This window comes from Rhizomicrobium sp., from assembly GCA_037200385.1.
Taxonomy (GTDB): Bacteria; Pseudomonadota; Alphaproteobacteria; order Micropepsales; family Micropepsaceae; genus Rhizomicrobium.
This window is the reverse complement of the sequence record JBBCGL010000001.1, coordinates 41,295-66,307: the sequence shown is the minus strand read 5'-3', so window position 1 is coordinate 66,307 and position 25,013 is coordinate 41,295. Positions and strand designations below refer to the sequence as shown.

Sequence of the window (25,013 nt, the reverse complement as noted above, 5' to 3'; positions counted from 1 at the left end):
AAGCGCGACCGGATCGAAACAAACTTTTCTAGTGAGGAATGTGGGCTCGGCTACGTTTACCTTCAAATGGCGGGCGCTCGAGACAGAGCTCCGGCAGACACCCGGCGCATGTATTTGTTCAGCCGATCCGGCTTCACCGGCCGGCTGTCGCGTGAGCGCGACAGCCGTGCGGTTTGCGCAGTTATCCCAGATGGATGTCCTTCTGCTCGGTCTCGTCCTCGCCGTCAGAACCCTTTAACCTGCTGAAGACGATCGTCGAAAGGATGGTGAAGGCACCGAGGACGAGGAACGCCTCGTGCAATCCCCGGATCATCGCGCCGGTGCCGATGCTCGGCCCGGCCGGAATGAAGAACACAGTGGTCAGGCCGGCCGCGGCGACGCCGAAACTGACCGACAACTGCTGCATGGTGCTGGCGATCGAGCTTGCGTTGCTTGCCTTGTCCGCCGGGACGTCGGCATACACGAGCGTGTTCATGCTGGTATATTGCGTAGAGGTCAGCGCGCCATAGCAGAAGGCCTGCACGACGATGAGCCAGATGGGCGTGCCCGGCCCGATCGTCGCGAAGAGCATCAGGATGCAACCCAGGATGACGGTGTTCGAGATCAGCACGCCGCGATAGCCGACACGCTCCAGGAGCCTGGGCATGAAAAACTTGGTGCTCAGCGCCGCCAGTGCCTGCGGCATGATGAGAAGGCCCGACACGATGGCCGAAAGGCCGAGCCCCTCTTGATAGAGGAGCGGCAGCAGAAACGGGACGCCGCCGATGCCGAGGCGGGTGAAGAAACTGCCGCTCACGGCGGCGGCGAACGTGCGGATGCGGAACAGGCCCAGTTGCAGCAGGGGATAGGTTGTCCGGCTGGCATGCAGCCCATAGCCGAGCAGCAGCGCAAGCGAGATTGCCAGCAGCCCCAGGACTTCGCCGGTGCCGAGCCGGTGTTCGCCGAAGATCTCCAACACATAGGACAAGAGGGCGATGCCGGTGCCGAACAGGATGAGCCCGACGACGTCGAGCGGATGGGTCGTCCTTTCGCGATAGTCCGGTAGATGCAGGTAAACGAGCACGAGTCCCGCGATTCCGACCGGAATGTTGAGAAAAAAGATCGCGCGCCAGTGCAGGTAATCGACGATGAGGCCGCCGGCGATGGGCCCGAGCATGGGGCCGATCAGGCCGGGAATGGCGACGAAGCTCATGGCGCGCACGAGTTCGAATTTCGGGAAGGTGCGGACCAGTGTCAGCCGGCCGACCGGCACCATCATCGCGCCGCCGCAGCCCTGAAGGATGCGGCAGGCCACCAGCAGGTGGATGTCGCCGGAAAGGCCGCAGAGGAACGAGCCCAGGGTGAAGATGCCGATGGCCGAGGCGAAGACGCGCCGCGTGCCGAACCGGTCGGCCATCCAGCCGCTGATCGGGATAAAGACCGCGAGGCTGAGCGTGTAGCTCGCTAGCACGGACTTCATGTTGAGCGGGGTGACCGCCAGCGCCTTGGCGATGACCGGCACGGCGGTGTTCAATATCGTGGTGTCGAGCGACTCCATGAAGAACGCCACGGCGACCAGCCAGGGCAGCATGCGCTTGACCGCGTCGGAAGGCCTGTCCGTGGGGGCAGTGGACACGAGAAATCCTTCGCTAGAGGCGCGGACCGTCGGTCTTGGTGCCGGTTTTCCAGGCGTCAGCGATGAGCTCGAACGAGCGGAGCCTTCTGGCGTGATCGTAGATGTCGGACACGATCATCAATTCGTCGGCTTTCGTCTCCGCGACGAACGCTTCCAGACCGGCGCGAACGGTGCCTGGCGAACCGATGACCGAGCGGGCGAGCATCTGCCTGGCCTGTGCCCTCTCCGTCGGCGACCAGTAGGTTTCGATGTCGTCGATCGGTGGCTGACTCAGGCCCCGCGCCCCGCGGAAGATGTTCGCAAAGGACATCTGCTGCGTCGTGGCCAGACGACGCGCTTCGGCATCCGTCTCCGCCGCAATGACATTGACGCCCACCATCGCATAGGGCGCAGCGAGCTGTTCGGACGGCTTGAAGCGGCTGCGGTAGATCTGCAATGCGGATATGAGCAGGTCGGGCGCGAAATGCGAGGCGAATGCATAAGGCAGGCCCAATTCCGCTGCGAGCATGGCGCCGAAATTGCTCGATCCGAGAATCCACAAGGGGACATTGGTGCCCGCCGCCGGAACCGCCTGGATGCGCTGGTTGGGACCCGCCGGCGCGAGGAATGCCTGGAGTTCCAGGACGTCCTGCGGAAAATTCTCCGCCGCTTCGGGCGTGCGGCGCAAAGCGCGCAAGGTCAGCTGGTCGGTTCCGGGCGCGCGGCCGAGCCCCAGATCGATGCGATCGGGAAACAGCCGCGCCAAGGTGCCGAACTGCTCCGCGATGACGTAAGGCGCATGGTTTGGCAGCATGATGCCGCCCGCGCCGACCCGGATGCTCTTCGAGCCGGCCGCGATATGCGCGATGACGATGGACGTCGCCGCGCTCGCGATGCCGGCCATGTTGTGATGCTCGGCGACCCAGATGCGGCGATAACCCCAGTTTTCCGCATGGGCGGCGAGATCGCGAGCGTTGTCGAGCGCCCCGCGCGCATCGGTTTCTTCGGTGACGCGAACAAGTTCGAGAATGGAAAGCTCAGTCAACAGATAGGTTCCGGTCGCGCTGGTGGCAAGACAGTACTTTGGCACGAACGGCGGCCTTGCTCATAGCCTGACGATTCGACCGGATCGGGATAGCCACCATTACCTTGGGGTTATCTTCGTCCATTTCTGGCGGCCGGCGCTCATCAAGCATTGGCATGTCTCCAAAGCCGCCTTCGGTCCGGTGTTCGACGCACCAGCCCAGGACTCGCGGCTCCCGCACATTGCCGCAATGGCCTCATTGAGGCACACTTGAGGCATGCTCGAGGACACGAACCTGCTTTATTCCCGCGCGGACGAGGTTGTCGAAACCGAAGTCAACGGCGTGGTGCTGCTGCTGCACTTGGGAAATTGGAACTACTTCGAATTCAATCCCATCAGCAGCGCGATCTGGTCCTTGCTGGAGAAGCCGGCAAGTCTCGATACAATCGTGACCGGCTTGGAACAGCAATTTGATGTCGGCCGGGAACAGTGCCTGCACGATACGCGCAAATTCCTCGACGATCTCGTCGCGGACGGTATCGTCACGCGCGCCTGAGCGCCGCACCAACACCGCCGTCGGCGACGATACGCAGATGTGTCAGTGGCGCACAAATGCGACAGCACAGAAGACGAGGCCTTCCCGGATTTCGTACTGGCCTGCGGGGCGCGTGCCTTCGGGCCAGGAACGTCGGAACGCCCTTTGCGGCTCGACAGTGAATCCGTTCTCGTGGAAGCATAATGCGACGTCCCGAAACCCGAGCATTTCACCCCCGGCTGCGGAATGGCATTTGTAGAATGCCTCTTTGGCGCTGAAGACGAGCGCCGTAGCGCATTGCCTCTTTGCGGTATCCGCCTCCTCGAGGCGCGCCCGTTCCTCGGGCGTGCAGATTGCGCGAAGGATGGAATCGTCCAGCCGCACGATCTCTTCGGCGTCGATCCCGATGCTGGAAATCGCCGATTGTCTTCCGACGGCTGCGCCACAATAGCCATCGGTGTGGGTGATGCTTCCCACGATGCCGTCGGGCCACAACGGACGCCGGCTGGCATCTCTCAGGAGCTGAAAATCCGTGTGGCCCAATTCGGCAAGAGCATGTCGCGCGCAGAGCCGACCGGCCGCGAATTCCGCAACGCGCTTCGGGACGGCCTTTGCCACGAGGCTTTGCTCGCCATCGAACAAGAGCGGCGCCTGCACGAACTCGCGCGTCTCGTACGCCACAACACCCGGCGGCAGCAGCGACCGCCACAATTCGGAGCGTACGATGCCGGCACTCATGCCCGGTCCCGCGGCGTTGCATCGAGCCAGCGCGTCATCAATCGTCCGGTGTCGGCAACATAGGGCTCGCGCACGATCTCGAAATGGTCGCAATCCACGGCCGCGCAGTCGGTACCGCGCGCCGAAAGGTCCGTCCAGGCCATCAGCGTCTCCGGCGAGGAGACATAGGGACCGCGGGTCCCATGGACGATCCGAATAGCCGCCGCGAGCTTGCGACGTCGAAAGCCGGCAGCGGACACCGCGAGGTCGCGGTTCACTTGTGCGACGAAGGCATATTCCGGGCTGAGCGGCGTGATGCTTGCCAGCGCGGCGATCTCGAATCGTCGCTTGAGGCGCGCGAGCGCCGAGCGGTCGTCATCCGGGGGCGTGTCGCCATCCGGGGGTGCCACCGGGTCGATGAGAACGAGGCTCTCGACCGCCTCTCCTGCCTCTTCCAGGCGGGCGGCGATCTCAAAGGCAATGACGCAACCGGCACTATATCCGGCGAGACGATAGGGACCGGAGGGTTGCGCCGCGCGCAAGGCGGCGAGGTACGTGCCGAACGGTTCGGCCCGATTTGCGTGCGCTTCTCCGGCTACCGCTTCGATTCCCCACAGCCCCAATCCGTTCGGCAGGTGTCGCGCGAGCGCATGAAGAAAGAGGCATCGCCCGCCGCTGCCGTGCACAACGATAAGCGGAGACTGGCCTTGCCGGACGACCACGACGTTGGGCTCCAGGGACATCCTGCTGCCGCACGCCATGTCGTCCAACATGAGATCGAGAAGGTCGGCCTGTTGTTCCGTGAGAGCGGCGAGGTCCTTGGCAAAGTCCACCGCCTATCTCCTTTGCCGATACGCATCGCGAAGCGAAGCGGTCTCTTCGGCCGTGAGGTGACCGACGCGTTCCAGGTACCTCTTGAGCCGCGTCTCCTCCGTGTGTTCGTTCTCCCAGCATGCGGCTTCGTCGGGCACGCCGCCGAAAATGGCATGAACGAACCGCTCGCGAGGTTTGAGTTCCAGCAACGATTCGATCGCCGCTTCCTTGGCACTGCCGATCTGACAAAGGCCCAGTCCGCAGCCAGGTGCCGCCGTTTCGAGCAGTTGCGATACCAAGCCCGCCTCGATGGTCGCAAGATGCCAGCCGCGGGGCCCATAGCGTTCCTCCAGCGTCTCCAGCTGCGCCACAAGGAAGAAGACGAACGCAGCCTCCTCGAAGACGGCGATGTTCGACGGCGCGAAGAAAGAACGGTCCGGACGATCCGCCGAGACGCGCTGAAGGGCATGACGGACCGGATCATAGACATAGGAACCCGCCTCGACCCCCTCCACATGGCCGGGTCTTGCCGCCATATAGAGGCGGACGGGATAGAGCGCACTGGCCGAGGCATAATTGCGCGTTCCGTCCGCTCGGACCCGCAACGCTTCGAAAAGCCCGCCGAGCGATACCGCCGAAACGGGACGAAGGGAAAACCGGCGCGTGCTGCGGCGAGACGCGAAAAGCGCGCCGACCGCATCCGGCAAGGCCTTCGGCGTCAGCGGTATAGCCTTGCGCTCGGCGGCGTGCGCGCGGATCGCATGCGCCGGCGGACCCTTGGCAGGCTCCCGGATGGGGCAACCCTGGGCAATCGCGCGAATGGTCGGTGATGCATAGATCGTGTTGATGTCCGGCCGGTAGCCTAGCGCCGCGTCCAGCGCATTGCCGATTCTGATGACGTCGACCGAATTCAGGCCCAGTTCGAGCAGATCGCTGTCGAGAGACGGGATCGGGACGCGGCTGGCATCCCGCACAATGCGCGCGATGTGTCCCAAATTCTCATGCGCGGTCTCCGAAGTGACAAGATGCCGGATTGCAGTCGGCGAAAGCGCCAGCGCACGCCGGTCAATCTTCCCGTTTGCGGTCAGCGGAGGCTGCGAAATCACGGTAAGGGACGGCGGCACCATGTGGGCCGGCAGGCGCGCCTTCAAATGCGCGTGGATAGCGTCGATCGGAGGCACGGCCCCCTCCACGAGAACGATAAACGCAGCCAGCGTGCGCGACGATGAATCTTCCCCTTTGGCCACGACCACCGCTTCGCCGACGGCTTCATGTTCCATCAACACCGCCTCGATCTCACCAAGCTCGACTCGGTAGCCGCGCAACTTGACCTGACCGTCCTCGCGACCGAGAAACTCGATACTGCCATCGGGCAGATAGCAGCCCCTGTCGCCCGTCCGGTACAGGCGCAGGCCGCGCACAACGTCGAAGACGAAAGCTTCCGCTGTCCTTTCCGGATCGTTCCAGTAGCCCCGTGCGACCCCCCTCCCCCCGATATGGATATCGCCGGGAACCCAATCGGGGCAATCGACCGCGCCTGGTCCGAAAACGTACATCGTCTGGTTTCGAAGCGGCCTGCCATACGGGATCGTATTTCGGCCCGAGGCCGCGGTCCCGGTCTCATGAAGAATCGACCAGACCGAAGCTTCCGTCGCCCCGCCCAGGCAGGCGATCCTGCCCGCACACCCTGCGCGGCGCATCGCATCGGGCAGTTTGAGCGGAATCCGGTCTCCGCTGAGAAGCGCAAGACGCAGTGAAGCGAGGCGACCCGGTTTTCCGCCCCGCAGATAATCGATCAGCAGCTCCATCAGCGCAGGCACGGAATTCCATAAAGTCACATCGTGCTGCGACATCAACTCCGCCCAATGCGCCGGATCGCGCAGACGGTCATGCTCCGGCACGACGATTGTGCCGCCGGCACCGAGCACGCCGAAGATATCGTAGACCGACAGATCGAAGGCGAGCGACGACAGAGCCAGAACGCGGTCGGACGGTCCGACGGCATAACGCGTATTGATATCGTCGATCGTGTTCACGGCGCTTCGATGTTCGATGGCAACGCCTTTCGGCCTGCCGGAAGAGCCGGAGGTGTAGATGACATAAGCGAGATCCGAAGCCTTCTGGCAGGGCTGCGGTGCCGCGACCGCGGATTGCCTCGCGGTGGCGTCGACGGCGATGACCACCACACCGTCCGGCACCGCGAGGCGGCCGACCAGATCCGGCTGGGTCAGAACGATCTTCACATTGGCGTCGGACAGCAGAAGCCGCAGGCGCGCGGCCGGAAGATCGTGGTCCATCGGCAAATAAGCGGCACCGCTCTCCAATACGGACAACACGGCTGCCACCTGCTCCCATCCCTTGCGCATGACAATGGCGACCAAGCTGTTGGGTATCGCACTCAAGGACCGCAGCCGTTGCGCCAGGTCGAAGGAAATATTCGCGAGCTCGCCATAGCGGAGCGTCGTTTCCGACGCGATGATCGCGATGCGATCCGCCGCCTCCCGCGCATGCTGCCTCCACATCGAGTGGAGAAGCGAGTCCGGCTGCGCGAATTCGGTTGCATTCGCAGCCCCGCGCGTTGCCCGCATCGCGTCGGGCAGAAGCAGCGTGGCCGTGGCGGGCCAGGACAACGCCCCTGCCTCCCGATCCGTCGAAAGGTGCGCGAGCAGCCTGGCCAGCGCGGAAACCATGTCCACGGACATCCCCGGCGGGAGCATGTCCTCCACGGCATTCCACTGCAGGACAAGTTCGCCATCGGCATCGCGCGCGACGAGGTCGATCCAGACTTGAGGCGTCTGGCTCGAACCAAAGACCTCTTCGCCCAGCCAGGAAACGTCGTCTCCGGCCTCGTCGCCGGATAGCGCGCTCGTGAAGACGATCGGCATGAGAGCGTGCGAATGGCCGCTTCGGGCGCGCGTCATGTCCCGCAGCACCGATACGCCGCCGAAGGCGCGGTGATCGATGTCCCTCCAAAGCTGTTCCTGGATGGCGCGCGCGCGCGCGGCGAACGGCAGGCCCTCCATGCGCCCGATTTCCAGCAGAGTCAGCGACGTGAAATCGCCCACCACATTCGCCGCGGCCTGTGGCCGGTTGAACAGAGTCAAGTTGAGCGTGAATCGCTCTCCGCCGCTCCACAGCCTGAGCACATCGGCATAGGCAGTGATCAGAAGCACGTTCAGTGTGATGCCCAGGCCTCGTGCCACGCGCTCCAGCGGCTCGCGTGCCATGCGCAGCGTGCGCCGCGTGAAGACCGGCGGCATAAGCATGTCGTATCCATCCCGGACCGGCAGCGCAGGCGCTGTCGGCAGATCGCGGCCCGACCAGTATTCGCGCGCACGCCCATACGCCGGTGACGCGCGCGCCGACGCCTCGGACAGCACGAAGTCGCGAAATGTCAGGGTTGGAGCCGGCAAGTCGGCGCCCGGATCGCGGTAGAGGAGCCCCAACTCGCGCATCAAGATCCGCCGGCTCGACATGTCGGCTATGAGAGCATCGAAACTGAAATGAAGCCGGACGCGCGCCTCACCCATGACCGTCGCGCGAATTTCGAAGACCGGCCAGCGATCCGCCGCGAGAAGTTGATGCGACATGCCGTCCCGGCGCGCGCGAAGCCGGACCTCCCGCTCCTCCTCCGACAATGCACTGACATCCTCGATCGCGATGGCGTAGCGTGGAACGCGCTGAAGTACGCGCTGCATGCCGTCCACATCGATAATCGCACGAAGCATATCGTGCCGCGCAATCAAGCGATTCCAAGCTTCGGAGAGGCGATCGAGATCGACCCTGGTCGTATCGAATTCCGTATAACTATGCGTTCCCACGCCGCCAAGGCCGAAGTTCCGCTGCCGCCCAGCCCAATATGCCTGCTGTACTTCCGTCAGCGGGAAGGGATGTCCTGCTTCGCCCGCTGTCGACGATCCGGAGCGGTTGCCGCCGCTGCCGCTGGCGAGCGCCTCTTCGAGACGCGCGCGCTGATCCGATGAAAGGGCCGCAAGCCGTTCGCGCAATCCGTCTGTCCCGCCGCCATTCATGATGCCCGGGCGCGCTCCACGCCGGCCAGCAGCCTTTCAGCCGCGTCGGGCGCCATCGCGATCAAGCGACGCTCGGTGATGACAAGCGACAATTGCACGATGGTGGGGTGGGCCAGGAAATCGGAGAGTGAGATCTCGACGCCCATGGCCTCCCGAATGGCATCGATGATGCGCAGCGCCGTCAGGGAATTGCCGCCGAGATCGAAGAAGTCCTGGTTCACGCCGATGTTCTTCGCTCCCATCGACTCGCGCCAAATCTGCGCGAGCGCATGTTCCTGCGGCGTGGAAGACGCGACGAGCGGCGGCAGCGAAGGCTCTGCAGCAAGGCCCAACATCTCAGCCAGTCCGATGCGAACGAGCTTTCCCGTCGGACCCTTGGGCAGTTCGGGCAGAAAAAGGATGCGCCGCGGGATCTTCGCCAACGACAGATCACGCAGCAGGAACTCCTGCAGATCGCGCGCGCTGCACGCGATGCCGGCTTTCGTGACGATCGCGGCCGCTACCTCTTCGCCGAGCGTGCTGTGCGGTGCTGCGAATACGACGGCTTGCGCGACAGCCGGATGGCCGAGCAGCAGGCTTTCGATTTCGACGGGTGCGATCTTTTCGCCGCCGCGATTGATCATTTCCTTGAACCGCCCCACAAGACGCAGATAGCCATCCTCATCCAGCGTGCCCACGTCGCCAGTTCGGAACCATCCATCGACGAAGGCAGCGGCGTTCGCGTCGGGGTTGTCGAGATACCCGGTCATGACGTTCGCGCCGCGGATCGCCACCTCACCGGCCGTGCCCGGCGCCAGCCGCCGCCCCTGCGGATCGAGGATCGCCACCTCGGGACCGGCGGCAACACCCACGCTGCCGAACCGTCTTTGCGCCGGCGGCAGTGGATTGCTGGTGATCTGATGCGCGGCTTCCGTCATCGCGTAGGCTTCAATAACCGGCACGCCGAACACGCGCTCGAGGCCCTTTGCGACACTTGGCGGCAGGGCCGCAGAGCAGGAGCGCAAAAGGCGCAGCCCCGCGGCAGATGCCGTAGCGGGTTCGCGTTCACTCCAGGCCAGGATCGCCTGGTGCATGGTGGGTACGGCCGTCAGCCAGCTGGGTTTCGCCGTCGAAAGCCATGTCGCGAAATCGCGTGGAGTGAAGCCGCCCGTGCAATAGACGCTGCCGCCGGTCGAAAGCGGGGCGAGCAGTCCCGCCACAAAACCGTGGACATGGAACAATGGCATGATGTGGAGGCCGCGATCCTCTCTCGTCAGCTTCAATGACGCGGCGACATTGCGGGCGGAGGCACAAAGATTGGCGTGCGTCAGCGGGACGAGCTTGGGCCGCGCCGTGGTGCCCGACGTGTGCAGCAGCAGGGCATAATCGTCCGGCGCCGCACCGGTTGATGGCGCGCCTTCGGAGTCGCCGCGTTCGAAGACGCCGGCCTGCTCCCGACCTGCCGCGAGCGCGAGCACCGGAATGCCAAGTCGGCGGGCGACTGCGGCGGCGGTGTCGTCGATCCGCTCGACCATCAGCACTCTGGGGCGAAGATCGCGCAAAAGGCGCTCGAACTCGGATTCCGTACAGCGGGGGTTGAGCGGAGCGGCGACGGCATGCGCCGCAACCCCCAGTAGCGCAACGGCCATATCGGCACCGTCTTGCATCACCAGGGCGACGCGATCCCTGCGGCTGATCCCATGGCCGGCCAGGTATCGGCCGAGCGCGGCAACATGCGCGCGCAACGCCCCATATGAAAGGCTCGGAAGGCCGGGGCCGGCGATCGCGACGTCATCTTGGTTGCCAGACGCGAGCAATCCCCCGAGCACCATTCCTGTCTCCCGGCCGATGTGCCGCTTTCCGCTTGATACTATTGTGTTATACGGGGTAGCGAGCAGCGGAGGCAACGGCCAGCCCCCTCAACCGGACGAGATGAGCATTCCACCACATTCCGAGATCGACATGGCTTCATCGGCCATGCCGGCACCGTCGTCTCCGGATGAAATCGCCACCACCATCGCGCATATCGTCGCCCGGCACGCCCTGGAACATGGCAACGCGGTCGCCGTACAGGACACCGATCGCGACCTGACCTATGCCGAACTCTGCGGCCTCGCCTCCGCGGTCGCCGCGCGCCTGGATGCGGCGGATGTCGGCAAGGGACCCGTCGGGATCCTGTTGCCCGCGTCGGGTTCCTATATGGCCGCGATCCTGGGATTGCTGGCGCGCGGTATTGCGTATGTCCCGCTCGACGAGAGCTTTCCTGCGACCCGGAATGCCGACATTGCGGCCCGCGCCGGATTGCGCGCCGTGATCGTCGATGTATCCACCACGGCAGCGATACGCGAGATGGCGCCGGAACTGACCCAGATCGCCATGCCCACCGAGCCCATTCCGGATCCGCTCGATATCGCGGCGGAGCCGGATGATATCGCCGTGATCTTCTATACGTCGGGCAGCACGGGACAGCCGAAGGGCGTCTATCAGAGCCAGCGCGCGATCCTGTACGAAGTCTTGCGGCATTGCTGGCGCGCCGGGCTGACGCGAGACGACCGGATTGCCCTGCTCTATTCGCCCAGCGTGAGCGGGTCCACGCGAGACATTTACGGCAGTCTCGCGGCGGGGGCGCGGCTGTGCGTGGTCGATGTGAGGCGCCACGGTCTTGCCGCAGCCACCAAGTTCCTCGCGCGATCCGCCGTCTCGGTCCTGCACGTGATCCCGGGCGTGTTTCGCGCCATGTTCGCGCCAGAAAGCGGCGCCGTGCAGGCCCTCTCGCATAGCGTGCGCCTGGTCCATCTTATCTCCGACAGGGTGTTGCACTCGGACGTGGCGCTTTACCGGCAGCGCTTCCCACGCCATTGCCGGCTATGCATCGATCTCGCCACGACGGAGACATACAGCTACGCATCCTGGTATCTCGATCACGATACGCCGCTCGACCGTGCCCTCGTTCCCGTCGGCTATCCGCGTCCGGACAAGCCCATCCGGCTGATCGACGAAGGGGGCGAGAAGGTCCCGGAGGGAACACTGGGCGAAATCGTCGTCACCGGCCGCTCGCTGGCCTTGGGATACTGGAGCGACGAGGCCTTGACGCGATCCCGCTTTCTTCCTTCCCAAATGACGGGCGCGATCGAGTTCCGAACCGGCGATGTCGGGCGGCTGCTGCCGGAAGGCCTTCTGGAATTCGTCGGCCGCAAGGATCGGCAGATGAAGATTCGCGGCAATACCGTGCATCTTGCCGAGGTCGAAGCAGCACTCTCGACGTGTCCCGGCGTGAGCGATGCAGCGGTCGTCGTTCGTCACAGGGAACATTCCGCCGAACTCATCGCGTATTGCGCGCCGCCGGCAGGTGCCGCCATCGCGCCGGCGGCGATCGCGGCGTGGTGCAGGAGCCGCCTTCCCGCCTTCATGCAACCGGCGGGCTTTGTGATCCTCCCGGCCCTGCCGCGCCTCCCCAGCGGCAAGCCCGACAATGTGGCGCTAGAGCAAATCGACCGCGAGCGAAGTGCGCCGGCACCGAACACAGACTTGCCGAAAGCCGAAATCGGCGTATCGGCCGCGATGAGGATCGTGCAGGACGCCTGGGACCGGTTCCTGCAACCGGACACCTTCGATCGCAATGCGAGCTTCGAAGAGGCTGGGGGCGACTCGCTCAAGGGCCTCAACATCCTGCTGTATCTCGAGACCCATCTCGGGCGTCGCGTGGCGCCGGCGGTCCTGGACATGTCCTCGCGCCCTTCCGACTTGATCGCGCGCCTCATGCAGCCCCCGGAAAGCGGCACGACCATCGAACCGGAGAATGGGCGGCCTCTGCTGTTCATCTTTTCCGGCATGTACGGCGCGGACATGACGATCAACGCGTTCGCGGAGCATGCCGGAGCGCATTTCACACCAATCGTCGTCGACTATGCGTGGGGCGGCGACGCGTTCGCCGGGACGTTCACAGCCGAGGCCTATTTCGACAGCATCGTGGCCCTCGCCGGGCGCGCGGCGCATCGCAGGCTCTTCCTGCTTGGGGCGTCATATGGCGGCAAGCTCGCGGCGGAAGCGGCGCGCCGGCTCATAGAGGCCGGACTTTCCGTGGATGGAGTGGTCATCATTGACGGCGTGCGCGACGACCGTTTCCTTAGGCTCCAGGCGGATGCGCGCCGCGGCATGCTCCTTACGGCGCGTCTGAATCAGGGCGCCACCCGCCATGGCGGCATCGCGAATTATCTCGGCGGCAATCTGGCAAGCCGGCTCGCGGTCGGGCTCGTTTCGCGCCGGCATTATCGCGCAGCGGCGGCACTGTTGAGCCTTCTTTCCCCTCCGGCGCTCACGCGCTGGAACCAACAGGCCCGGCGCGGCGTGATGGCCGCGACACGGCTCGCGGCGTTCACAGGGATTCCGAAGGGCCGCGTCGCAACGAGGCTCCTATTGGTCCTTTCCGGTGAGCGGCGCTTTGAACCCGATGCCTATCCCCGTCTTGGCTGGGACGACTGCTTCGACGATATAGAGACGCTGCAAACCCAGACCCCCCACCTCGACTTTTTCAAGCCGGCTCACCGCGACGCGGTGATCGATGCGCTCTTGAAGATGGCGCATCGCTGAACGGCGTCCACGCACAGTATGTGTGTTGCCGCGCTTCTCTCATGACCCCGCAATCGGAGAACGGAGAACGCTAAGAAAGCCACAGCCTCCGGCGAGCTGATCGCACATGCCAAAGCCCTATTTTTCCGGCAAGCTTTCCTGAGAGGCGCTACCCGTGCATCGCGGCACATTCGGGAATGATAGGTACGGCCCGCCAGGACCGCACTATATCAAGACGAATAGTTGGTGCCGTCGAAATTCGAATTCGTATTGGCCGTCTCGGACCCGCGAAGCGGGAACTTCTGGTAGGTCGGCTGGCCCCATGCCTTGAGGGTCGGCCTCGAATTCTGTCCGGCCAGTTCCTCCACGGAGGTCTCGATCTCGCTCTTCGTCGTCATAAAACCAAAATCTCCTGATGTGCGGCCGGTATAGCCCAGAGCTACTTTAGGACACAGTATGTGTGCACTGCAAGATGGAGCACGCCGCCGTAACAACCATGATGCAAAAGGAAAAAATGGTTACGATCAATGCGGAACACCCGTTGGACGGCATCCCTGGGTTGCATCGCCGGGTATTTCCACCCATTCGCGCAGCGGATGAAACGGTGGGCAATGCCCCAGGCATTGCGGGACTATCGAGTGTCCGCAGTCAGACGGGCCAGCCTAAAGCCGACGTGTTGCATTCAGGCATGAAATGTCCATCGTCCGCAGTTGCGTCAGCGGCCAAATCCACGCATGCGACAGAGACATCGGGCGCCTGATGACTTCCAAACAGCCTATACGTCCCGATCGCATCAATGATGGTCGGCGGTTCGGCCGTCATGGCGATGCTGCCTACGATCTTCTGCGACGTCTGGAGCCCGGTTTGTGCCTGGACGTCGGTGCCGCCATCGGACGGGCCACGCGCCGCATTCTGAACGCGAATCCGGCATCGCGCGTCATCGCTTTCGAGCCGTTCGCCGGCAATCATCCTCATTTCGCGAACAATGTCGGCGACGACCCCCGCGTCGCGCTCCGACGCGTCGCGGTGGCCGATCGTCGGGGCACGGAGCACTTCTTCGTGCCGAAGATCATGACGGAAGATGGGGCAGGCTGGGCGAAAGCCCTTCTGGGTTACTCTTCGATGGGTCATCTCTCCACCGACCGCAGCCGTGCGAACGCGACGGTGGATGTCGTCAGGCTGGATGACGAGGTGAACGAACGCGTCCGGCTTCTGAAGATCGACGTGCAGGGCGGCGAGCTGCGCGTGCTGAAGGGCGCATCACGCTTGATGCGCGACGCCGCGATCGACCTCATCCACATCGAGTTCAACGGATCGCTCCGGGTTCTGCGCTTCCTGCGCGCGCACGGCTATGTCCTCTTCGATGGTGCCTATATGGCCTGGGCGACTGGCCGCTATTTTCGAAACTGGCTTCGCCCGCGCCACGATCGCATCATCCCGGACTGGGAAACCGTCCTCGAAGGCCCCTCCTCGATGGGCGCGAAAATCTATTTCGCATGGCCTCCGATCCCATCCCGCCGATACGCGCCCTATTGCGCCTGGTTCTGGGCAACCCGCCTTCTGCGCAGCGGGCTGCAAACCGATCTTCTTTGCGTGCACGAGAATTGCCTGCGGGACTTTCTCGAAAAAGTCGCCATGGACGGCTCGTGATCGCACCGGGCTTTCAGTCGAACTTCCGATGAACCTCAATTCCGAACGTACGCGGCGGGTTGAAATCGTCGATGGTGCCGTAGGCATAGGCAGACGTTCCCGCGTTACGCGTGATCCCGTCGATTTCCTTCTCGTCGAACAGGTTCCGGACGAACGCGATGACTTCCCACCGCTGGACCTCGTCCTGCCACGTCGCGCGCAAATCCACCTGCTGGTAGGAGGGCGCCACATATTGTGCGGAGTTGAAGACGCTGTAGGTCGCCCGATCGTGGAACAGGTAGGTTCCCGACAGCGCGAGCATTCCCCAATCGTTCAGGGCGATCGTATAGACGCCGTTCAACGTGACCTGGTTGTGCGGTGCGTTCGGCAGTTGATCGCCGACCAGGGTCTGCGGCTGGGCGTTCGGCGCGGCCGCAAGCGCCGGTCCGGATGGCTTTGCGCCGGGATCGTGCGCGAACGGATCGTTGAGATCGAGATAGCAGCAGCCCTCACCGATGCGCGTGTTCAGATAGCTGTAGATGCCGGTGAATTGCAGCTCCGGGATCGGGGCCCAGATGGTCTCGAGCTCGACGCCGTAGGATCGTGCGCGCGGTATGTTCACGAAGTTCTGGAACGTCACCACACCGTTCGACACCGGCATCTGCGCCTGGATGTCGTCATAGTCGTACCAGTATGCCGCGATATTGGCCTGCAGATTGTCGAGGATGTTCTTCTTCAGGCCGCCTTCGAAGGCATCGACCGTCTCCGGCTCGACGATCGAGGTCGGCGAGAACGCGCCGAGATTGAACCCGCCCGATTTGTAGCCGCGGCTGTATTTCGCATAGACGGTGGTCGTTTCGTCCGGCGTCCACTCCGGTCCCACGACCCCGCTCCATCCGTCCCATGAGCCTTTGAGGACGCGCGTCGCATCGCCATCCGCCGCGATCGTGACGCCCGGCATCGCGCCGAAGGACAATCTTGTCACGTCGAGCGCCGGCATGGTCGACCCGTAAATCGTGGGGTCGAATTGGACGAGGCGGATGAGCTCGGTGCCCTCCTTCTCGTCTCGCGAATAGCGGATGCCGGCGGTGATCTTGAACGCGTCGCTGAAAGCGTAGTCCGCTTGCCCGAACGCGGCGTAGGCGTCCGCCCTGAGCGTCCCGCCCGTTTCGACGAAGTGCCCGCTCGCATTGGGTGCCGCCGGCGCGAAGGTCAGCGCGTCGAGCGGAGCCAGCATCTGCGGCTGGTCCGGCGTGCCGTAATTCGTCTGTTGCGAACTGTCCTCGTGATACTGATAGAGGCCGACGATCCATTGCAGCGGACCGGCACCGGTCGAACTGAAATCCAGCTCGTTGCTGAAGTCGGTGAGTTTCTGGCGGTAGTCGGAGACGTTCGAGGAAAAGATCTGCGTCGGCCCGATGATGCCGCCGAACGGCGACGGAAATCCCTCATAAGGAGAGTCGTAGGTGTAGGCGGAACGGTTCGTGCCGTCGAGATCGCCGATGCTCTCGAACTTGAACGTCTGAAAGCCGCCGACATATTTCAGCTGCACGTCGTCGCCGTGCCACGTCGCCTGGCCGACGACCGTATGGGCGTTGTTCAGATGCGCCCGCGCGAACGTGTCCGCGCTGAAGTCCCGATAGTTGGATGCGCCCGGATTGGCGGTCGGGTCGAGGTAAGCCGGATTCGGCACGAGATCGCCGCCTTGCCCATCCACCGTCGTCGGCTTCAGGAAGAAGCCGCCGGGCGGAACGAGCGGCGTTCCCGCCGCGCTCAGGGCGGAGAAATTGTACGGCGTGACGACGTTGGAGGTGCGAGGACGATTGGCTGCGTCCGAGTATTCGTATTTGAGCCAGACGTCGAAATTGCTCGTGATGTCGGCCGCGAGCTGGGCTTGCGCGAGCAACGATTTGCCGGCGCCCCCTTCGCTGGGGCCGCCGCTTACGTTCTTGAAGTAGCCGTCATCCTGCTCTGTGCGATCGACGTAGAGGCGGCCGCGGAGCCAGTCGGTAAGCGGCCCAGACACCGTGCCTTCCAGGAAGTTCGAACCGTAGTTGCCGATTCCGGCGCGTGCTTCGGCCGTGAATTCATCGGTTGGGCGCGCCGAGATGACATTTATCGCGCCGCCGATCGAGTTGCGCCCGTAGAGCGTGCCCTGCGGACCGCGGAGCACCTCGACGCGGTCGATCAGCAGTGTGCTGTCGTTCACGCCGGTCGTGCCCGATTGGTAGAATCCGTCGCTATACGTGGCCACGCCTGGATCGCTGCCGATGATGTTGGTCAGCCGGCCGACGCCGCGCACACTAAGGCGGTCGGCGCCTGCCGAGTAGCTGACGCCCGGCGTGAAGTTCGCGACATCGGTGACCGACTTGATTCCCACGAGGTCGCGGGTTTTGCCCGTGAAGGCTGATACGGCGGCGGGAACGCGCTGGAGATTTTCCTCCCTGCGCTCCGCGGTCACGACGACGGTTTCGATCGTTGCCGGCTTGCCCGCCACCCTGCCGTCGGAAGGCTGGCTGCCGCTGTCCGATACCTGTGCATTGGCCGGCGTCCAGATCAGTGCCGCCGAACAGGCCGCGCCCAAAGCAAGGGGCTTCAGCCCCGAAACCGATTTCATACTGCCTCCCCTGCGCGGTGGCTGAACCACTCGCTTTTTTGCAAGCAACGCGTGTCGCATGCGCCGATAGGCTTTGCGCTATTCGACCATCATAGGTAATTATATGGCAGTATAACTGTCAAACAAAATATATTTTGCTAGTGGAATAGCGGTGCGCTGAGTTCGGCGTGCCGGGGATGGTTGTCGCGTCGAGCGGCTTTATGTGCGCGCTTTCAAGGCGCCCTTCACGAGCGCCTCGGCCGCATCCACGGCGGCAAGCGATTCCTTGAGCAAATTGCTTCGACCCTTCGAGTCGACCCAGCGCGCATGCGCGATCGTCGTGGCGGAAATGACCAGGCCCGCGACGAGGATGGGCTCGTAGTCGCGGACGAGATCGAACGTGTATTCGGCGGCGATATAGTCGGCCAGCAGCTCGATCTGCTGCTGCTCGTAGTTTTTTCCGGCCAAGGTCAACTCGGGATCGCCGCGGGAGACCAAGCCGAGAATCACATGCGGCGACGGATTGGCCTGATAGGACTTGGCGGTCGAGGTTATGACCTCGCGGATAAAGCGAAAAAACGGGACCTTGCCCTTCGCCTCGCCGATCAGCTCCGAGAGGCGATCAAGGGATGCATCCGACAGCGCGTCGGCAAGTTCCTTCTTCGAGCTGAAATGCGTGAAGAGCGTGGTGACATGGACATCCGCCTCGTCCGCGATGGACGCCAGTGTGGCCTCCGAATATCCGAGTTCCTGGAACAGCTTCGACGCCGCGGCGACGATCCTTTCGCGCGTCTTCTGCTTGCGGATCGTGCGACGCGGAAACTTTTCCGGCTGTGCGGCAGCGCGACTGGACATTTCCGTTTCCGTATCCCCCTTGTCGAGGCGACCATGACCGATTGTCGGCAATTTGTCACCGATTCGCGGACGGGCGCAGAGCGACCCCTTCGCATGCCGATCGCGCTTCCGTCGAGCGGGCGGCGTGCCGAGCGCCGCCCACCTTCGAATGTTCGTCGTCGATCGCGCAGCTAGTAGCCGGCCGCCTTTCCGTTCGGCACGCCGTCGACGATCTGATCGAGATATTCGCTCAATCCGTAGCCGACCTGATCGCCGCAGCGGTAGCGGGTCATGCCTTCGGTGATCCGGGTGTGCAGCTCGCTGCCATCCGGCAGGGCCCTGCGGTTGCGCAAGGGGATCAGCGACAGGACCTCGCCGGTGATCTCGTAGGTCGCGCCGCTTTCGGTTTTGACCTGGGAGCGCAAGGCGGTCTGATAACCGTCCGCATCCCAATCGCTCTCGATCCGGCATTCGGTGATCAGATCGTAGCGCCCGCCCCGGAACACCATCCCGCCCTGGCGCACGCCGCCGTTTCCATCGCCGATCGTCGACAGCATCATGCCGAAATCACGGCCAAAATTCATCGGGCACCAGCGGTACCATTCGATGGCCTGCCAATGGCGCGGGCCCCAGGATTTGTCGCGCAGGCCGAACCCGTCGATGTCGAAGCGTTCGTCGCCCACCATGAAAAATCCTTTGGCGGCGCAGTGCTGCTCGTAGTGCGCCTTGGCGAAGGACTTTTCCGGATCGATCTCGAGCGGCGAACCATCCTCGCGCACAGTTTCCCCGCCGAACATCGGCGACACGCCCTCATAGTCGAGCTCAACGACGCAGCGAACGCGGGGATTGGTCTTGAAGGCGGTGCGCGGTTCGGCCATGTCCGCCGGCCGCTTCATCAGCAGGACCTCGCCGTCGTAGCGGACCTTCAGCCGCTTGAAAGGCTCGACAACCTCGATGCTCAGGCCACCGGCGGCCAAGCGGTCATTGCCCGCGATCTGCGGGCGCGCGAAGAGGAAGCCGACGCGGCCGTCCGGCAGATAGAGGCAGACGCTGGCTTCCGCATATTGCTCGTTCGGCCGGTTGCCGATCCGGAACCAGCCGCCGACCATGCGGACCGGATCGAAGACATTGAAATACATGCTTTCGTTATAGTTCTTCGCCGAACCCGGATCGTGGGGATACTCGTCGATGGGATCCAGGCGCACTTTCAGACCGGCTTTGCTCACGGCATCACTCCTCTTGTGTTCGGCAGTGCTGCGAGGTCGCGCGTCAGCACTGCGGCGTCCTCGGCAGGGAAATCCCGGTGCGGCGCAAGCGGCTCCGCGGCGAGGCGGCGCAGCGCGTCGGAATGCGCCGTCTTCGAAATCGGATAGAAGGCGAGGCAGGCGATCGCGAGAACCGAGCACAGCGTCGTCGCGCAGATGAACGTCAAGGCCAGGGACGACAGGCTCGCGGTGCTCACGGCATCGACCGATGCGTTGACCGGAAAGTGGATGGCCGCCAGCAGGAGGCCGGAAATGAACACGCCCATGCCGGACACCGCCTTGTTGACGAGGGTCGCGGCCGAGAACAGCAAGCCCTCGGCCCTGCGGCCGGTCGAGAGCTGCACCTGCTCCGTTACGTCGGCGACCATCGAGACCGCGAGCACCGCGCCGGCGATGGTGCACATCGTGGTGAACGCCGTCTGGCCGGCCAGAAGCGGAACCAGCAGCGGATCCCCATTCTGGGGGAAGACGCCCCACAGCCGCAGGGCAAGTGGCGCCGCGCTTACCAGCAGGGCGAGGCCGAACAGCGCCATCGCGGTCGCCTTCTTGCCGAACCGCGCGGACAGCGGAAGCGCCAGCACGAAGGCAAGTCCGATCCCCACGAAGGCCCCGCCGCTGATCGTCGCGATCTGCGCCGCGGTAAGCCGCCAGAGATAGGTCGAGAAGTAGATGCCGAGCGACGAAACCAGGCCGCTCGTCATCGCGAAGAACAGGCTCGCGAACAGGATCGAGGCATAGGTCCGATGAAAGAGCACCTCGCGCATCGACTGGAACATCTGCCGCAGCGTGGCACGCGCATGTCGCGGCAGCGGCGGAAGCGCGGCGATCCGGCGATGGGTCCCGAGACTGGACACCAGGATGGATACCAACATGATCGCCGCCGCAACCAAGGCATAGGTCGCGTAGCCTGACGCGTTGAGCTGACCGATCGGCTGCTCTGTCGTGGGGCGCAGGAAGAATTTGAAGGCCACGATGTTCATCAGGACGCCGGCGACGACGCCGAAGAAGAAACGATACCCCACGAGGCGGGTCCGTTCGTGATAGTCGGAGGTGAACTCCGCCAGCAGCGCGGTGGAGGGAATCTCGTAGAGGCTGATGGAGGCCCGGACCGCGATGGCGACCAGCAGGAGATAGACGAACTGTATCGCGTGCGACGCGTGCGGCGGCGTCCAGAGCAGGAAATAGGAAACCGCCGCCGGCAGGGCGGCGGCGTACATGAAGGGGTGCCTGCGGCCCCAGCGGCTTCGAGTGCTGTCCGAGAGCTGTCCGAGGATCGGATCGATCACCGCGTCGGCAACCATGGCGATCATGATCGCGGCGCCGACCCAGACGGCCGGCAGTCCGACCACCTGATTGTAGAACAACATGAGGAGCGCGCCGAAGCCCTGATCCTTCACGCCGAACGCCACCGTGCCCGAGCCGTACAGCGCCTTGGTGACGAAAGGCAGTCGGGCATTGGATTGGATTGCCATCGTCTCTCCCTGTCCCGACGGATGATTCCGCTCGTATTTCAGCCCGGCCGCGCGCGGCGATGCCGGGAATCGAATTCGACCGAAAGGCCGCCGTCCACGACAATGGTCTGGCCGGTCACGAAACTCGCCTCATCGGAGGCGAGCCAGAGGATTGCATTGGCGATGTCGTCCGGCAGGCCGGCCCGGGGCAAGGGTTGGGCGCCGGCCATCGCCTGACGCACAACCTCCGCATCGAGCGTTCGGCCGAGCGCCGGGTTTTCGTAGATGATCGGCGTGACGATCCCGCCGGGGCACACGGCGTTGACCCGGATGAAATCGGCGGCGCCTTCCATCGCGGCGACGCGGGTCAATTGCAGCACGCCCGCCTTCGAGGCGCCGTAGGCCCCCTGCCCCGGCATTCCCATCAAAGCCGAGATCGATGATGTCGTGACGATGGCGCCACCGCCCCGGGCCCGCAGATGCGGAAAGGCCAGCTTCATGCCCAGCCAGGGGCCGCGCAGATTGACCGCGATCGTCCGGTCGAACGTGCCCTCGGTGCAGGCTTCGATGCTCAGTTCCCCGCCGCCGACGCCCGCATTGTTGACCAGGATATCCAATCCGCCAAAAGCGCCGACCGCGCTTTGGATCACCGCGCCGAACGATGCCTTGTCGGTGACGTCGGCAGCGACGAAGCAAGCGCGCGGACCCAGCCGTTCGGCGATGACGCGGCCGTCCTGCGGCCCGCCCTCCATCCGGCGGGCATGGTGCAGTTTCGCGCCGTCCGCGGTCGCCGCGGCCAGCGCCCGTCCCTGCGCGGGATCGAGATCGCAGAACACCACCTGCGCGCCTTCGGCGACGAAGCGCTCGACGGTGGCCAGGCCGATGCCCGACGCCCCGCCGGTGATCACCGCCACCTTGCCGTCCAGCCGGCCGCCTCGCGCCGCCTCCGCTTTCATCTCCGGCATGCCGACGACCTACACATCCGCGACCGGCAGGCCGTCGCGGAGCACCGGCATGAAGTCGATCGTGGAGGATTTGGCGCCCATGAACCCGGTCGCCGAATGCGCGTAGTGATAGACCAAGGCCGAGCGCCGGGCGGCGGAGACATTGTCGTTCGACTTGTGCATCAGGAAGCTGTGGAACACGAGCACGTCGCCCGGCTCCATCAGCACCGGAACGGCGCGGGAGAAGTCGTAATCGACGACCTCGACATAGCCCAGATTCGCGCCGGGGCGCGCGTCCGGCACATGCGGGTGGATAGGTTCCAGATGCGAACCCGGCGCCACGAACAGGCATCCGTTTTCGACCGTCGCCCGGCTGGTCGCCAGCCAGATGCCCACCTGCGGCATGCGATCGAAGAGATAATAAAGCGAGTCCTGATGCCAGGGCTGCCCCCACACGCCGGGATTCTTGAAGATGTATTGCGAATTGAAGATCGAGACGTCGCCGCCCAGGATGGCATGCACCGCCCGCAACACGTCCGGATGCGATGCGAACGCCTGGAACGGCGCCTTGCGATGGAGGTTGAACAGCTTGGACATTCTCTGATCGGCCGCAGCGCCGCTTCCGACCCGGGCCGCTTCCTCCACGGCGATCACGCCGCTCTCGCCCTTGTGATGGCCGCTGAACGATTGGCCGTCCGCTTCGGCCCGCGCGAAAAGATCGATTGCCGCCTCGGACATCGTTTCGCAGATTCCGGCCGGAACAAGACCGCGCAGGATGAAGAAGCCGTCCTCCGTCCATCCCCTGGCATCCGCGTCGCTCAGCAGCGACAGGTCGAACCGGTTCGCCTCGGGCGCGCAGACACGCCCGGCCTGAAGCTGATTCATGAAGTCGGCCGCGCCCTTGTTGGGCGCCTCGGCCACCTGGTCGTCCATCTTTGCCTCCACGCCTGCTTCCCGTTGCGAGCAGGTTTCGATTATACTACTCCAATAGAATAATCTATAACAGTCGTCAAAATCCAGTGGCTTGACGGAAGAGGAGACATCGCGATGGAACCGATCACAGGCGGCGCGTTGCTCGCGCGCACCCTTCGGGCCGCGGGCGTCCAAGAGGTTTTTTCCCTGCATGGCGGCCATCTGGACGCCTTCCTGATCGCCTGCGCCGAGAACGGCATCCGGCTGACCGACACTCGGCATGAGGCGTCGGCCGGCCATGCGGCGGAGGCCTATGCGCGCGCCACCGGACGCATCGGCGTGGCGGCGGTGACGGCGGGTCCCGGCTTCACCAATGCCTATACCGCGATCGCGAACGCCTATCTCGATCGCATGCCGGTCCTGTTCATCATCGGCGCGCCCTCGACCCGCGAGGCCGATCTCAACACCCTGCAGGGCGGCATCGACCAGATCGCCGCCGCATCGCATGTCTCCAAATGGGCGTTCCGCGTCGGCAGCGGCGCCCGGCTGCCGGAAATCGTCGAGCAGGCCGTCCGAAGAGCGACGACCGGCGTTCCGGGACCTGTCGTGCTGGAAATACCGATCGAGGTGATGTTCACGCCCGTCAAACCGCCCGCGCGAGTCGAAGCCCTTTCCAACTTCGGATTGGAAGCCGGACCGGCGCCGACCGGCGCACAGATCGAAGCCGTTCTCCACCTCCTGCGCGAGGCACAGCGACCGGTCGTCATCGCCGGCGGCGGCGCGGCGCTCTGCGACGACGGCAGCGCGTTGGCCGCCTTCGCGGAAGCGACCCACACGCCCATCGTGACCGCCATGAAGGCGGAAGGGATGATGCCGCAGACGCACCCGCTCTATGGCGGAAGCGCCGTCAGCGTACCCATCGCGGCCGCCATGGGCGCATCCGCGGATCTGGTCGTCCTCCTCGGCACGCGGGTCGGCCTGTTCACCGGCGGGCGATATGGGATCATCCCGAAAGGCGCCAAGGTCGTTCAGATCGACATCGACGGCGCGGAGCCCGGACGCGGCGGTCCCATCGACTTGGCCGTCATGGCGGATTGTCGCCAGGCCTTGCTGGCGCTCAGCGATGCGGCGCGCAATACCGCCTGGCCGTCGCGCGACGAGTGGGCGAAGCGCCTGCAAGCGGCAAGGACGGCATCGCATCAGCGCTGGCTCGCGGCGCCCGTCTATGGCGATGCGGGCCTGCTGCATCCCTTCCATGCCGCCAAGGCCCTTGCGGAGACGTTGCCCGAAGACGCGGTGATCGTCTGCGACGGCGGCGAGTCGTCGGTCTGGATCCGCGACCATGTCCGCCCGCAGGGTCGCGGCGGCTTGCTGATCACGGGCTATCTCGGCACGCTCGGCGTCGGCCAGGGCTTCGCGATCGGCGCGGCTCGGGCCTTTCCGAACCGGCCGGTCTTCCTGTTCGCGGGCGATGGCGGCGTGGGATTCCACATCCAGGAATTCGACACCATGGTCCGTCACGGCCTCAAGGTGATCACGGTGGTGCTGAACAATGCCTGCTGGGGCATGTCGCAGAACGGGCAGGACCTGATCTACGGCAAGGACAAGCGCGCCATCGTGACCCTTGCCGACAGCGCCTATGAGAAGGTCGCCGAGGCCTTCGGCGGTTATGGGGTGCGCGTCACGCGACGCGAGGAGATTTCCGTCGCCGTCCGGGACGCACTGGCAAGCGGCCGCCCGGCCTGCATCAATGTCCGCATCGACGGCGACATCATCAATCCGGTCACCATGGGAATGGTGGGCGTTTCGGAGCCCAGGGACGCGGCCAAACCGGCCAAATCCGACAAGGTCGTGATGCCCTACTACGACAACGTCGAGTAGATCACGTCGTGAATCCACACCCTGGCGGACCCGGGTGTCTCATCCCTACCCATTTTGTGTATCTGTGCAGGTCGGAAAGCAGTAGAGAGAAGTATTCCCTTCAAATTGTCCTTTATGCCATAGTACAAACAGAGGCTTTCTCAGCCGTCGGCTGATAAAAGTGGTGGGCGTAGGGGCATCTCGGGGGCATCTTCTAACTCATTGGAAATCCCCCTCTATTTGCCAAGCAAGACTGAAGA

The 25,013-nt window shown here is 64.2% G+C and carries 17 protein-coding genes; 4 read left to right on the top strand and 13 right to left on the bottom strand.

The features are described from left to right. Positions 1-181: 181 nt before the first annotated feature. Positions 182-1,615, bottom strand: a complete 1,434-nt coding sequence (locus WDM91_00220; protein MEI9992987.1) for a DHA2 family efflux MFS transporter permease subunit — start codon at positions 1,613-1,615, stop codon at positions 182-184. 13 nt (positions 1,616-1,628) lie between these two features. After that, complete coding sequence (locus WDM91_00215) at positions 1,629-2,639, bottom strand: LLM class flavin-dependent oxidoreductase (GenBank protein MEI9992986.1); 1,011 nt, start codon at positions 2,637-2,639, stop codon at positions 1,629-1,631. A gap of 256 nt (positions 2,640-2,895) precedes the next feature. Between WDM91_00215 and WDM91_00210 the strand changes: the two genes are divergently transcribed. Continuing rightward, a complete protein-coding gene (locus tag WDM91_00210) occupies positions 2,896-3,174 on the top strand; it encodes a PqqD family protein (GenBank protein ID MEI9992985.1) in 279 nt (92 codons plus the stop codon). Between the two features lie 42 nt (positions 3,175-3,216). Here the strand turns inward: WDM91_00210 and WDM91_00205 are convergent, their stop codons facing one another. The 4 genes from WDM91_00205 to WDM91_00190 are packed head-to-tail and all read right to left on the bottom strand — an operon-like array spanning position 3,217 to position 10,525. Next, positions 3,217-3,891: a 4'-phosphopantetheinyl transferase superfamily protein gene (locus WDM91_00205; GenBank protein ID MEI9992984.1), complete on the bottom strand. Its 675-nt coding sequence runs from the start codon at positions 3,889-3,891 to the stop codon at positions 3,217-3,219. Then, complete coding sequence (locus WDM91_00200) at positions 3,888-4,703, bottom strand: thioesterase domain-containing protein (GenBank protein ID MEI9992983.1); 816 nt, start codon at positions 4,701-4,703, stop codon at positions 3,888-3,890. The genes WDM91_00205 and WDM91_00200 overlap by 4 nt, the downstream gene beginning before the upstream one ends. 3 nt (positions 4,704-4,706) lie before the next feature. Next, positions 4,707-8,714 (bottom strand): amino acid adenylation domain-containing protein, encoded by a 4,008-nt coding sequence (locus tag WDM91_00195; GenBank protein MEI9992982.1) that lies wholly within the window; start codon positions 8,712-8,714, stop codon positions 4,707-4,709. Next, positions 8,711-10,525: a non-ribosomal peptide synthetase gene (locus WDM91_00190; protein ID MEI9992981.1), complete on the bottom strand. Its 1,815-nt coding sequence runs from the start codon at positions 10,523-10,525 to the stop codon at positions 8,711-8,713. Before WDM91_00190 ends, WDM91_00195 begins: the two co-directional genes overlap by 4 nt. A gap of 16 nt (positions 10,526-10,541) precedes the next feature. Between WDM91_00190 and WDM91_00185 the strand changes: the two genes are divergently transcribed. Then, the gene (locus tag WDM91_00185) at positions 10,542-13,283 is read left to right on the top strand and encodes an AMP-binding protein (protein MEI9992980.1); all 2,742 of its coding nucleotides are present in this window, start codon (positions 10,542-10,544) and stop codon (positions 13,281-13,283) included. 209 nt (positions 13,284-13,492) lie between these two features. Here the strand turns inward: WDM91_00185 and WDM91_00180 are convergent, their stop codons facing one another. Beyond that, positions 13,493-13,660, bottom strand: coding sequence for a hypothetical protein (locus WDM91_00180; protein ID MEI9992979.1), 168 nt, complete (start codon positions 13,658-13,660; stop codon positions 13,493-13,495). 361 nt (positions 13,661-14,021) lie between these two features. Between WDM91_00180 and WDM91_00175 the strand changes: the two genes are divergently transcribed. Further along, the gene (locus WDM91_00175; protein ID MEI9992978.1) at positions 14,022-14,912 is read left to right on the top strand and encodes an FkbM family methyltransferase; all 891 of its coding nucleotides are present in this window, start codon (positions 14,022-14,024) and stop codon (positions 14,910-14,912) included. 13 nt (positions 14,913-14,925) lie between these two features. Here the strand turns inward: WDM91_00175 and WDM91_00170 are convergent, their stop codons facing one another. The 6 genes from WDM91_00170 to WDM91_00145 form a co-directional block, all read right to left on the bottom strand. Further along, positions 14,926-17,508, bottom strand: a complete 2,583-nt coding sequence (locus tag WDM91_00170; protein ID MEI9992977.1) for a TonB-dependent receptor — start codon at positions 17,506-17,508, stop codon at positions 14,926-14,928. Positions 17,509-17,706: 198 nt separating this feature from the next. Beyond that, positions 17,707-18,342 carry a TetR/AcrR family transcriptional regulator gene (locus WDM91_00165; protein MEI9992976.1) on the bottom strand — a complete coding sequence of 212 codons (636 nt, stop codon included), beginning with the start codon at positions 18,340-18,342 and terminating at the stop codon, positions 17,707-17,709. Positions 18,343-18,512: 170 nt separating this feature from the next. Continuing rightward, positions 18,513-19,547: a hypothetical protein gene (locus tag WDM91_00160; protein ID MEI9992975.1), complete on the bottom strand. Its 1,035-nt coding sequence runs from the start codon at positions 19,545-19,547 to the stop codon at positions 18,513-18,515. Further along, on the bottom strand, positions 19,544-21,058 hold the full coding sequence (locus WDM91_00155; GenBank protein ID MEI9992974.1) for an MFS transporter: 1,515 nt from the start codon (positions 21,056-21,058) through the stop codon (positions 19,544-19,546). Before WDM91_00155 ends, WDM91_00160 begins: the two co-directional genes overlap by 4 nt. A gap of 38 nt (positions 21,059-21,096) precedes the next feature. Continuing rightward, entirely contained in the window at positions 21,097-22,002 is a 906-nt protein-coding gene (locus WDM91_00150) for an SDR family NAD(P)-dependent oxidoreductase (protein ID MEI9992973.1), read from the bottom strand. Between the two features lie 9 nt (positions 22,003-22,011). After that, a complete protein-coding gene (locus WDM91_00145; GenBank protein ID MEI9992972.1) occupies positions 22,012-22,914 on the bottom strand; it encodes a phytanoyl-CoA dioxygenase family protein in 903 nt (300 codons plus the stop codon). A gap of 114 nt (positions 22,915-23,028) precedes the next feature. Between WDM91_00145 and WDM91_00140 the strand changes: the two genes are divergently transcribed. After that, entirely contained in the window at positions 23,029-24,774 is a 1,746-nt protein-coding gene (locus tag WDM91_00140; GenBank protein MEI9992971.1) for a thiamine pyrophosphate-binding protein, read from the top strand. Positions 24,775-25,013: the final 239 nt, after the last annotated feature.